At 40.8% G+C, this 12373-nt stretch carries 7 protein-coding genes; 2 read left to right on the top strand and 5 right to left on the bottom strand.

Annotated elements, in window-relative coordinates; translation table 11 throughout:
- Window positions 1-3 precede the first annotated feature (3 nt).
- Window positions 4-465, top strand: a complete 462-nt coding sequence (gene msrB / locus ASL11_RS37485) for a peptide-methionine (R)-S-oxide reductase MsrB (RefSeq protein ID WP_056617294.1) — start codon at window positions 4-6, stop codon at window positions 463-465.
- 113 nt (window positions 466-578) lie between these two features.
- Here the strand turns inward: msrB and ASL11_RS17505 are convergent, their stop codons facing one another.
- Genes ASL11_RS17505 through ASL11_RS17495 form a run of 3 tightly spaced genes read right to left on the bottom strand, consistent with a single transcriptional unit; the run spans window position 579 to window position 4297 of the window.
- A complete protein-coding gene (locus ASL11_RS17505; RefSeq protein ID WP_056617289.1) occupies window positions 579-1676 on the bottom strand; it encodes a Ger(x)C family spore germination protein in 1098 nt (365 codons plus the stop codon).
- Window positions 1666-2793 carry a GerAB/ArcD/ProY family transporter gene (locus tag ASL11_RS17500; RefSeq protein WP_056617287.1) on the bottom strand — a complete coding sequence of 376 codons (1128 nt, stop codon included), beginning with the start codon at window positions 2791-2793 and terminating at the stop codon, window positions 1666-1668. The genes ASL11_RS17505 and ASL11_RS17500 overlap by 11 nt, the downstream gene beginning before the upstream one ends.
- Window positions 2771-4297, bottom strand: a complete 1527-nt coding sequence (locus ASL11_RS17495) for a spore germination protein (protein ID WP_056617284.1) — start codon at window positions 4295-4297, stop codon at window positions 2771-2773. The genes ASL11_RS17500 and ASL11_RS17495 overlap by 23 nt, the downstream gene beginning before the upstream one ends.
- Before the next feature lie 374 nt (window positions 4298-4671).
- Between ASL11_RS17495 and ASL11_RS17490 the strand changes: the two genes are divergently transcribed.
- Complete coding sequence (locus ASL11_RS17490) at window positions 4672-8802, top strand: carbohydrate-binding protein (RefSeq protein WP_056617280.1); 4131 nt, start codon at window positions 4672-4674, stop codon at window positions 8800-8802.
- 62 nt (window positions 8803-8864) lie between these two features.
- On the opposite strand, the gene ASL11_RS17485 is transcribed toward ASL11_RS17490, so the two are convergent.
- Both ASL11_RS17485 and ASL11_RS17480 read right to left on the bottom strand, forming a co-directional pair.
- The gene (locus ASL11_RS17485; RefSeq protein WP_056617279.1) at window positions 8865-10640 is read right to left on the bottom strand and encodes a cache domain-containing sensor histidine kinase; all 1776 of its coding nucleotides are present in this window, start codon (window positions 10638-10640) and stop codon (window positions 8865-8867) included.
- A complete protein-coding gene (locus ASL11_RS17480) occupies window positions 10637-12175 on the bottom strand; it encodes a response regulator (protein ID WP_056617276.1) in 1539 nt (512 codons plus the stop codon). Before ASL11_RS17480 ends, ASL11_RS17485 begins: the two co-directional genes overlap by 4 nt.
- Window positions 12176-12373: the final 198 nt, after the last annotated feature.

Raw genomic sequence — 12373 nt, 5'->3', positions numbered from 1 at the left:
AACATGAGTACGAACTCAAAGCAAAGTTATCATGGCGATTTTAATAAAGAAGAAAAGTTAAAAACGCTGACCAAACAACAATATAATGTAACCCAGCATGGTGTGGACGAGAGGCCGTATGAGAATGAATACTGGGATAATGAAGCTGAGGGTATTTACGTAGATATCGTTTCAGGCGAGCCGCTGTTTAGTTCGAAGGATAAATTCGATGCACGTACAGGCTGGCCGAGTTTTACAAAACCACTAGATTCCACTAACGTTGTTCTGAAAAATAAAGGATTCTTTTCTGGGTGCGAAGTCAGAAGTCGAAATGCGGATTCCTTCCTAGGTGATGTGTTTAATGACGGACCAGGCGAGACAGGATTGCGATTCTGTGTGAACTCTGCATCCATGAAATTCATTTCAAAAGATGAGCTTGAAGAAAAAGGATACGGTGCCTATCTCGCGCTATTTAGCGAGGTATAGCATCAAACCTCTATAAGGAGTCTATCACCATAAATGGAGATAGACTCCTTACTTTGTTTCTTCACTTACAACTAACGTTCGTATTTTTTAATGGTTACATAATGCACCTAAGATCATTTTGATTTTCCGATATGAGTCAGATCTACTTTTACTTTTACTTTAATATTCAAGTTTGAATAAGTCATATTCCAGTTCATATTGTTCCATCTTTCATATGATAAATGATTGCGTACCACCTTTCCTATTCCGATAGGATCTGTTTGAACTTTTTGTAATTTGGCTAACAGCTTTTCTGAACTGGTTAGTATATATTTTTCAACCTGTTTTTCCAATTCTCTTTGATACTGCTCTTGAGTTATATCCATGGTGCCTGTGTATTCAAGGACGCTTCCTTTTATATCTAAAATGACTTCGACCGACATATTTCCTGTGTTCATTTTTTTATCATTTTTAGAATTAATATTATTTAACAAAAGCTGATAATTTTCTCCTGACTCTTCAGGATTCATATTAATCATTAATCTGCCATTTTTGATGTCACCCATTAATAAATTAAAGATCTGTGTTTCACTTAAGGTTAGGCGTGTAACATATTGATCTCCTTTAAAAATACCCAATCCTTTTAATTCAATGCTCTCGCCTTCAGATGAAAAAACGGGTAGTACCGGATCAATACCATCGTCATAATAATCTCTTAAAAAACGATATTTATTTGTAATGAAAGCTTTATTTTGTTTGCCCGCCTTATCCAAGAACGTGTAAAGAAACTCAGCATTATCTTCGACAGAGGGTAACTTTTTTTTAAGTAAATTCCCTGCATTTCCCTCCACGATAGCAAATTTAACGCGAGTTCCGATTTCTGGATCCCTTGTAAATGACTTCACAACATTGATAAGACCTTTTTTCAACAGTTCCTCACCAAAGAGAATCGTACCCTGACCTCCAACTAACTTTAAATTCGTTAAATTTTGAATTTTTAGGAAAGTATCATGAACGGATTTACCATTTGCAGTAAGCGTCATTGTATCAACCAATCCTTCTTTAGTAACAGTGGGAAAAAGGACTGTTGTTCTAATTGGATTTACATCACTTTCCGACAAATCGTAAGCACCAGCTTCAAGTATGGCCAATTCTTCAATAATATTTCTTTCTGCACAACCTGTTACTAACAAACAGCATATTGCGATCAATACAAGTTTTTTATTTTGCATGATCTGTCTCCCTAGGCATCTTTTTTTTAAGAATTTGAATAGACAGGTTGCATAATACGAACATAGGTAATGCCCAAGCAATTCCGATTGAACAATTACTCAACAAGTTCAACCATTTTTTAACATCCAACAGAGAATCTGGAATCAATGCAAGTATAAAACCGCTTGCTAGTATGATAATAATCCAAACATTAGGTTTTACACTTTTTACCATATTCCCGAAAAATTGCTGAGCTCCCCAATAATAAATGATAGTTGTTGATAATACCTTGAAGGCATACACACAAAAACAAAGATTCTCGGCGCGTGAAATGAATGAAACTTCTGTATATTCAAACAATGTCATAACGGGGTATAGATCATTTAATATTTGATCGAAGCTAAAAAAGCCAAAGCTTATACAGGTGATAATTAAATAAATGAACGTTGAGAGCATATTTCCAATAAAAAGTGCTTTCGTCCATTTTTTTTCAACAAAAGGGAAAAAAAGAATGGAAACTTCAATACCTAAGAATGCTGAATAAACATGAAGAGTCCCCTTGAAAAAATCTGTATCTCCTTTAAAAATGAAAGGCGTGAAACGTGCAAAATCAAATTCTGGAATTAGGTAAAAAAGCAAAACAATCATTGGAATCACGACGAAGAATAAAGCCACAAGTGCTTTAGCAATATGGTAGATTCCACCTCTTAATAATAGAAAACTAAGAAGAGTAAAGAATATGACAAAAAATGTGGCAGGTAATGTTGGATAAAACATTATTTTCATGATGAAGATATATTCCCTCATAATCATGCTTGCCATTCCAATCCAAACACAAATGATAAACAAATAGAAAGGAACCATTACCCACTTGGGAACTGTTGCCTCTATGATTTCAAATATTGATCTTCCTTTGCCCAGCTTATAACTTATTGCAATCATCGTAATATTCATATTAACGAGTACGAAAATGAAAATAATACTTAACCAGCCATTTGTTCCAAAATATTCGGCAGTTACTCGAGGTAATGTATACAAGACAAGCCCATTTTGGATGCTATAGAAAAGTAAAGACAGTTGAAGTGGATTGAGCCGTTCTTTCATATTGTCACCATTAATTCCTCTCATTTTCACCATCGTTTTGCATCAAAGAATGTTTCGGTTGCTCCTTTTTAATTTTATAAAAAGGCCCTCTCACAATGCCCTCCATCAAATTTTTGAAGAAGGTGGCAGAAACAGGCTTAACATAAGGTGCTGATAAATTTGTTAACCCGGTTAAGTGGATGATAACTATTCCTAATGCGAAGAAAATGCCGATATTACCCAAAAACCCTGCCATTACAATAAATAGGAACCTAATGATTCTAACGGAAGAACTCATAATATAACTGGGTACTATGAATGAAGCTATCGCCGATACAGAAACAACAATGATTAAGATATTGCTGGTAACCCCAGCTTCAACAGCTGCTTGGCCAATCACAATACCGCCTACTACGCCAATTGTTTGACCAATTTTTGTAGGCAGCCTCGCACCCGCCTCTCTTAAAAGTTCAATTACTATTTCTAAAAACATAGCTTCAACGAAAGGTGCAAAAGGCACTCTACTTCTAGACTGCATAAGGCTTTGTAGTAGGGATTGTGGAATCATTTCGTAATGAAACGTACAAATAGAGACATAAAAAGCTGTAAGTACTAAGGTAATAAATAAAGCAAAGTATCGTAGAATCCTAACCGCTGTTCCTATAGTCCAACGCTGATTATAGTCATCTGGTGACTCGAAAAAATCAGAGAAACTGGAAGGCGTACAAAAAATGTTTGGACTATCTTCGACAAGTCCAATTATCTTTCCAGCATATAGTTTTGTCACAGCAATATCTGGTCTTTCCGTGGTATAAAATTGAGGGAATGGGGAGTTTTGATGATCATCTAACATTTGAACCAAAACATTGGAGTCAGTTATGGAATCAACTTTAATCGATTGAATCCTTTCTTTCAGCTGATTCACAACATCCATTTTTGCAATACCCTCAATATAGATGATAAGAACTTTTGTTCTTGAAATTTCCCCGACAGATAACGTAATCATTTTTAAGCGAGAACTTCTGACTCGTCTTCTAATCAACGATACATTCGTTTTTAATGCCTCATTAAAAGAGTCATGTGGCCCACTGATTACAGTTTCTGTTTCAGATTGTGAAATGGCACGTTCTTCAAATCCAGACACATTTATTAAATAGGTATACTCCCCAGTGAACATTGTCACATTGCCGTCTAATATTCCTTGTATGATTTCCTCTTGATTATTTACTCGTTTATAAAGGGATTGTTGAAGGGAATTTCCGAAATCATTGAATGACATTTCTCTTAATGGTGAAAGTATTTCCCACTCTAATGTGTTGGAATCTACTAATGAATTTAAATATATAAGGTGAATAGTACCTTGATGAAATGAACGATGAACAAGGTCAAAACTATCCCCGAATTTCGCAAGTGTCTTTTCCATATTAGCTTCTGTTATTGTTTTTTCATTAGAAGCTTTTATATTATTATTCGACTTATGCATATGATGTGGATTCCTAGAATCTGTATCTGAATCCTTTAGGATAATTTTTTTGATTTTTGTTCGAAAGCTCCCCATGTAAGTACCTACCTTTGAAAATAACATTTGTTATAATATGGACCATAAATTCTACAAATATGTATATAGACACCAATGTCAGCTTTAAGGCCTATTTTATTTGGAACCTCTCTTTGAAAGGCTATTTTTCGCTTTTGCTATTTTTGGGACAATATAGGGTTTTCAGTTCTCGGGATTAGGAAGTGAAGTAGGGTATGGATTTGAGTTTTCATTTGGATTTATTCAACACAACAATAAGATCCTCTATATTTAACTGATCATTTAAAAAGACTGTTAATTAACGTTATATATCTGAAGATAATCGCGTAGAGATCTCCTCGATTTCATTCCTATAATAGACATGAATGTAAATTCATTGTACAAGGAGAGATGTTATGAGAGATAGGATCGCGAAATGGCTAATTGTGTTCATGCTTATGTTAGTCGCGTTGCCAGCCAACGCGGGTATTGGCGTTCAAACCGCGTATGCGGAAGGTCAAACCTACGAAGCAGAGGCGACAGTTAATATCCTAAGTGGAAACGCATCAGTGGTTGAATGTACCGGATGTTCCGGAGGTAAGAAGGTAGGCGGTCTCTATCAAGGAAGTTCGTTGCAATTTAACGGCGTAACTGTGAACGAAGCTGGAAGTTACAAGATGTCGGTTTCTTATATATCCGGCGATCCCCGTTCGGTGAACATCCGTGTAAATGGTGGGAGTGCGGAAAATTACGATTTGCCCAAAACGGTGGATTGGAGCACGGTTGGCACTTTTGATATTACGCTTCAACTCAACGCTGGTGAGAATGCCATCGTGTTTGACGACGGTAATTGGTATGCGCCGGACATTGATAAAATCTTGATTACTCCCGCAGGTACACAGAATCCTGGAGATGGTGGAGGAGGTGACCCACCTCCGGTTTTCGCTCAGAATTACGAAGCGGAGTCTGCTATTAATTTGCTAACAGGCAAAGCTTCGGTGTCTAATTGCGGCTCGTGTTCAGGAGGCAAGAAAGTCGGCAATTTGTATCAAGGAAGCGCATTACAATTCAATCAAATCCAAGTGAATGCTCCCGGTATCTACTCGGTGAGGCTTTCCTATATTTCCGGTGATCCTAGGTCTGTTCAAGTCAGTGCTAACGGAGGGGCATTCGAGCTGTATGATCTGCCGAAAACGACTGATTGGAATACGGTCGGCACGTTTGACGTCGATCTTACTTTACAGGCGGGCAGCAATACGATTATCTTGTCTGATGGCAATTCGTATTCCCCGGATATCGATAAGATCTCTGTATCCCCCAAAAGTGTAACCTATGAAGCAGAAGCTTCCACGAACACACTTGGTGGCAAAGCAAACATTTCAAATTGCAGCAGCTGCTCGGAAGGCAAGAAAGTCGGCAATTTATATCAAGGCAGCTCCCTGCAATTTAATGGGGTAGAAGTGGCTTCAACAGGGAATTATCACGTAACGGTTTCTTATATTTCTGGCGATCCTCGCTCTATACAAGTCAGTGCAAATGGTGGAACGTCGGAGACCTATGATTTTCCCAAAACACCGGACTGGAACACGGTGAATACGTATGTGATTCCTTTGGCTCTAGTGGCTGGCAGCAACACGATCCAGTTCGCTGACGGCAACGGCTACTCCCCGGATTTGGATAAAATCGTCGTCGGTCCGAAGATTGAACAGAATCCTGGCGATGACGATTATGTCGACAGCAGTCTTGGCGAACCAAGCGAGTCCAAGCAGTACGGTGCCATTACCGTAACACATTATACGTATGGCGCGACTTTTTCGAATGGTGATACGACTATTACGTACCATACGGATAGCGGCATGGCCGATTATTCATGGAAGGATGCCAAAATTGTAAAAGGCGTTTACGGCAGCCTACAATTGGGCGAGCTCGTCACTAGCAAGAGTTATCCACAGCATACCTTATCAGACGCGGCGATCGTCCCCGTTCATGACGGTTTCGGCGTAGGAGTTCGTTTTACCGTCATTAACGAATCGCCTGGTAAACCTACGCTTCATCAAGTCTATACCTTGTATGAAGGGAAGAACTTCTTCCTGACTCAGTTAAAAGCGGCTAACACCGCATCCATGACGACGAATACCATAGCACCTATTGTTGTGAACAATAGTGGCGGCGTGGATATTGGCAGCTATGCGGATAATAGAGCGCTATTTGTCCCTTTTGATAATGATAATTGGATACGGTATAAAGCCCAATCGATCAACACGTCGAACACGGGTTATGAAGTAACGGCTATTTACAATAATGCGAATCGGAATGGTCTCGTGATCGGCTCTGTCACGCATGATATGTGGAAGACGGGTATTTCCTGGAACGGTTCCAATAATAAATTGAACAACCTCACGGTGTATGGCGGAGCATCATCCAACATTACACACGATACTGTGCCTCACGGAAGCATTTCGGGTACGGAAGTAACATCGCCAACTATGTTTGTCGGCTACTTTGCCGACTACCGTGATGGTCTCGAGGAATACGGGCGTGCGAACGCCGTGTTTACTCCGCCATTAAGCTTCCAGGGCTCAGTTGCCCACGAGGTTCCGGTTGGCTGGAACAGTTGGGGAGCCTACGGCAGCGATCTCACCTACCAAGATGTCATCGACACGTCGAATTATTTCAAGGAGCACCTACAAAACAAATCTTTTAACAATAAGGGCTCACTCTACATTAACTTAGACTCCTATTGGGATAATTTAACAGATACTCAGCTGCAAAATGCGGTGACAACCATTCACCAAAATGGTCAGCAAGCCGGTATTTATTGGGGACCCTTCGTCTACTGGGGCACGAATATGAGTCAGACGGTTGAGGGGACGAACAATCAATATACGTACGGAGACATCGTACTGAGAGATAGCACGGGGAAAATCTTACCTACGCTGGATGGCGCCTATGCACTTGATCCAACTCATCCGGGTACGAAGGCACGAATGGACTATTTTTTGGGTAAATTTAAGGCTTTAGGTTTCACGTATATTAAATTGGATTTCTTAACACACGGTTCTTTAGAAGGGAAGCATGCCGACCCGACTGTAACCACCGGTATTCAAGCTTATAATCAAGGGATGGCGTACGTGAATCATGTCATAAATGGCAGCATGTTCATTAGCGAATCGATTGCGCCGTTATTTCCTAGTCAATATGCGCACAGCCGTCGAATATCTTGTGATGTATATGGCAAAATCAGTGAAACTGAATATGAGCTGAACTCGCTCACCTATGGTTGGTGGCAGAACGGAACGATTTATCCTTACACCGACCCAGATCATATGTCGTTGTCGAGGGCAAGTTCCATGGATGAGGCGCGCAGCAGAGTAAATTCCGCCGTTATTTCGGGTACCGTTTTCTTGAATTCGGATGACGTTCATAATGAGACCGCACAAGCCTACATGAACGAATTATTGACAAACAAGGCAATCAACCAAGTCGCTATACTAGGTAAGGCTTTCCAAGCAGTGGAAGGAAATACGGGAGCGAATGCGGCCGAGACCTTCGTCTTGAATCACAATGGTTCGTATTATGTGGCTGTCTTCAATTATAGCGGAGCTTCCTCTGCGACGAAGTCCATTGATTTGGCCCGTGCTGGATTGAATGGCGCCAGTAACTATCTACGAACGGATCTATGGACAGGAGCCGAGGATAAGGTGAGCGGTATGCTGAATGTAACCCTGAAGCCCGCCGAATCTAAACTATTTAAGCTTCAGCTAGATACAGTTCCTCCTACGACCAACGTCATCTTCGACGGGATCAGCGGTGCCGGCACTTTTACCAATAAAGATATCAAGATGACCTTCAGCGCAGTGGATCAACTGGGAGGCACCGGCATACTGTTGACTGAATATCAGCTAAATAGCGGAAATTGGGTAACGGTTAATGGACCTGTGACGCTATCCACGGAAGGTGCTTACAGCGTTCATTATCGTTCGAAGGATCGATACGGCAATGTGGAGGCATCTAAGCAAGTGACGGTAGGCATCGATCGTACGGCACCCGTTGTCCAAATAAACGGTCCATTAACAATTTGGCAGACAGATCCGTTGAACCTATCGGTTCAGATCACGGATGCGTTAAGCGGCATAGGCAATAGCAACATTCAACTGGATAAGAAAAACTCGGGCAATCCAGTTCAAGCTGTCCCTGCATCCTTAGCCGTTGGAAACCATGTGATTGAGATCATCGGGACGGATCTGGCCGGCAATGTGACAGCAAATACGTATACGCTGCAGGTAGAGATGGATACCAATCATTTCATGGATCTCATTAATATCGGTGTTGCGAATGGTTCGATCACAATATCAGACAAGGGCAAGGAGTTGCTTGCCAAAGTGGAGGCGATTGTACGCAGCCATAATAAAGATGCGACTGTCCAGCAATTAAAAGCGCTGCGAATCTTTGTGCAAGTATTAACTGCCGGCAAGAAGATCACTAAAGAATTCTCTGACATCCTTATTGCCGATATTGATTATTTCATCCAAAAGACCAGTAAATAGCTAAAAGAAAGGGGCTCTCGCAAGAGCCCCTTTGTTTCACTAGTCGTATTTTTCAACTATGGTTAAGAATGAATACCGTGCAGAGGAATACGAATTTGCGCCTTCGTTCCGATCCCAAACTTGCTATACAGATTAACACCGTATTCGTCGCCAAAGGCTAATTTGATCCGCTGGTCAACATTGGTAATCCCATACCCCGAAATGTTATCGGTTTTATTTAGAGCAAGTCCAAGTGTTTCTGGCCGCATGCCCATCCCGTCGTCGATCACTTCCAGATAAATATCACAATCATCCCTGTACACCCTAATGATAATATTAATGCCCATTTCATCGTCCCAAACAGCATGATTGATGGCATTCTCTACAAATGGCTGCAAGGCTAGTTTAACTGTCTGATAAACAAGGACAGAATCATCAATGTCATAATGGAGTCGAAGCAGTCCTTCAAATCGATGTTGTTGAATGGCAAGGTAATACTTCGTGAGTTTGATTTCTTCACTGATGGGTAATATCATTTTTCCTTTATTCAATGAAATTCGATAAAACTTAGCGAGGTGCGAGACCATTTCGTTAATTCTGTTATCCCCATGCTTAATGGCTAATGCCGAGATAGAAGCCAGCGTGTTATATAAAAAGTGCGGATTGATTTGGGCTTGCAGCATGTTCATTTCCGCTTCTTTTTTTGCAATTTCCTTTTTGTAGACCTCATTGATCAATTCTTTGAGGCGACCTGTCATCTTTTGGAAGGCAAAGGATAGCTGTCCAATTTCGTCATGCCCCATAAACGTCATGTTGACATTAAAATCTTCCCTTTCTACCCGTCGGATGACTTGAAGCAGGGATTCGATTCGTTTGGTGAAGAACCGTGAGGTTATATAAATTAAAACAACGGAGATCGCTATACTGCTTAAAGCCATGAGTAGAACTCGTTTAGAGGCTTTTTGAGTATTCGTCATGAAGCTCTTGTAGGGGATAACGGAAATCGTTTTCCAGCCATTTTTAATCGTATTGTAAACGACGAGCGATTTTTCACCATTGTATATGCTGTCAAAGCTTCCTGATTGGTTCTCACCGAAAGTACCGGGGATCAAGGTGTCGATATTTTGATTCAGATACGCTTTATTGCGGTTGGATAAAATATTGCCGTTCTCATTGACGATATAAATATCTTTATGTTTATCTTCTTTCTCCATGAGCCGATAGATGTCGGCTTCGGCAATTTCGAACGTAAGAATACCGTAAGGAAAGTTAAGGCTGTTGTTATTGAGCAATCGCGCAAGGGTGAATACAGGCTCAGTGGCATCTGTATTTGTGGAAACACTGTAAGTCACATTACCATGAGAGTTGGCGATAGACGCGTACCAATTGGTTGCTTTGGCTGCAGCATCAATTCGCTTAATATATACGCTATCCGCAGGAAATGTGGTATTGCTTATGTAGATGGATACCGCCCGAATATCGGGATTCGTTGCCAATACATTTTTCATTACATTATTGAAGTAAATGTAGGAATCCACGTACTCTGTTTCGTCTTCAGAGTAATCTTTGATCAATAGCAGACGTAACGTATTATCCAAATAAATAGAAGCTGATATTTTCGAATAGGAATCAAGTTTCGTTTCCAAGTTCGTGTTAATTTGATCGGTTGTTGCAATCATATTGGAGTATATTTGTGTCGTTAACTCCTGTTTGGTCGTGTCATAGGAATATTTGACGAAAAACAATAAGGGTAAGATTGAAACGATGCAAAAGACGGCGAATAATTTACGATTCAAATTGAGATTAAGAAACGTTTTGGCTACAAATCGGAGTGGCCATGGCAATCGTCTCTGTTTCATAAAAGTTTTTTCCGGTATTCGTTAGGTGTCGTTCCTTTGAACTTTTGAAATACGGAGCAGAAATAAGAGACGTTTTCGTATCCAACGGATGCAGCAATCTCATGGATTTTTTTGGATTTATCCTTTAGTAACTCAGCTGCATGATGAATGCGTATGCGTGTCAAATATTCCAATATCGTTTCTCCCGTTTTTTCCTTAAATAAAGTTCGTACGTAATTGGGTGACAGATACACTTGTTTCGCAAGATCCTCGATGGTTAACTGTCTGCTGAAGCTGTTGTCGATAAGATGAGTAATTTGATGAATAATATAAAGATTCTTGTCCTTGTCCTTTTCTTTCATAAGGGAGAGGATGGCATGACAGACACCCAAAATGTGATTTTCAATTTCATTGATGGTTGAATAAGTGGCTATCCCCTTCCAATCGTCGACATACATGGCATTCACGGAGTCACCACCGATAATATTGGTGAAATGCTGCTCGATGGCGGTAATAAGGCGCAATGAGCTTGAGCAGACTAGGTCTCGATCGACCTTGGAGGTGCGCAATTCGTTAAAGAAGTCTTGAATAACAGTGCTGGCGGCAGCTTCTTGTAAATGGGAAATAGCATGACAAAGTGAAGCAATTGCCTGTTCAGGGTTCACCTCTTTGTACACCGGCTCGACAGCTTGATCGGCCCTTGTACATGTCCCCAAGCCGTAATAAAACTTGCTTTCATTCGCTCGTTTGGCGCCGACATATAGTTCGTATAGGCTGTCCAAGCCCATCTGTATGTCGGAGACACCGATTGAAATGATCACGTTATTATTGTCGTTGATATAGCGAATCAGTTGCTCCGCTGCATGGTATAGCTCGAGTGACGCTGTATCTTGCTTGTGGCAGAGAAGTAGGAAGGTTCCTTCTTTCATTTGACAGAGAAAGGAACGAGGGATTTCCGCCTGTGCGAAATTGCGGATCTGTGTTACGAGCTCCACACCATAATGGTTAACAGGGTCAATAGTTAGGTAGATCAATTGAAAAAGACCGCTTGAAGGGATCGAAGATGGCAGCAAGACTAGTTTCTCGATCCATTGGGATCTAACCAGAGGACTACTTTCCTGCACCAGCTCTCTCAGATAGGATTCTTTGAGGACTTCCGAGGTCTGAGAGGAAATCCGGAATTCCTCACACTTCTGTTTCACTTTCTCCATTAAAAGTTGAAGCTCTCCCATATCAAGTGGCTTCAACAAATAGCCGATCGCTTCAACGGACAGCGCTGCTTTAATATAGTGGAATTCATCATGACCACTTAGGAATACGACTTGGACATTGCGATTGATCTGTTTGGCTCGCCTGCTGAATTCCAGGCCATCCATAACAGGCATACGGACGTCGGTTAATATGATATCAGGTCGAAGTTCTTCCATGCGCTGAAGCGCTTCTCTTCCGTTCTTCGCTGTGCCAGCGACACGAATACCCATGTCACCCCAGCGAACGTAATCAGCGAGCATCTCGAGCTCCATTTTTTCATCGTCTACTAGCAGTATGCTGTACATTGAGAGCGCTACCACCTTTCTAAACGCCAGTTATAACACCATTTATTGTAAAACGTATAGCTCAAATAAACAATGACCAAACCCAAGGATCGTTCATTTGGAATACGTTTCGGAGGATGTTTGTATAGAATTGTTAATTGCCCATTCCTATAATGAGAATATACAAAATGATGATGGTTGTGATCGAGCGGCATTAGC

This window comes from Paenibacillus sp. Soil750 (assembly GCF_001428045.1).
GTDB classification, from domain to species: domain Bacteria; phylum Bacillota; class Bacilli; order Paenibacillales; family NBRC-103111; genus Paenibacillus_E; species Paenibacillus_E allorhizoplanae.
This window is presented reverse-complemented; position numbering and strand designations above follow the sequence as displayed.

Coding starts and splice junctions, on each gene's coding strand:
- ASL11_RS17495 (WP_056617284.1), bottom strand. CDS start 4,297: ATGGGGAGCTTTCGAACAAAAATCAAAAAAATTATCCTAAAGGATTCA.
- ASL11_RS17500 (WP_056617287.1), bottom strand. CDS start 2,793: ATGGTGAAAATGAGAGGAATTAATGGTGACAATATGAAAGAACGGCTC.
- msrB (WP_056617294.1), top strand. CDS start 4: ATGAGTACGAACTCAAAGCAAAGTTATCATGGCGATTTTAATAAAGAA.
- ASL11_RS17505 (WP_056617289.1), bottom strand. CDS start 1,676: ATGCAAAATAAAAAACTTGTATTGATCGCAATATGCTGTTTGTTAGTA.
- ASL11_RS17480 (WP_056617276.1), bottom strand. CDS start 12,175: ATGTACAGCATACTGCTAGTAGACGATGAAAAAATGGAGCTCGAGATG.
- ASL11_RS17490 (WP_056617280.1), top strand. CDS start 4,672: ATGAGAGATAGGATCGCGAAATGGCTAATTGTGTTCATGCTTATGTTA.
- ASL11_RS17485 (WP_056617279.1), bottom strand. CDS start 10,640: ATGAAACAGAGACGATTGCCATGGCCACTCCGATTTGTAGCCAAAACG.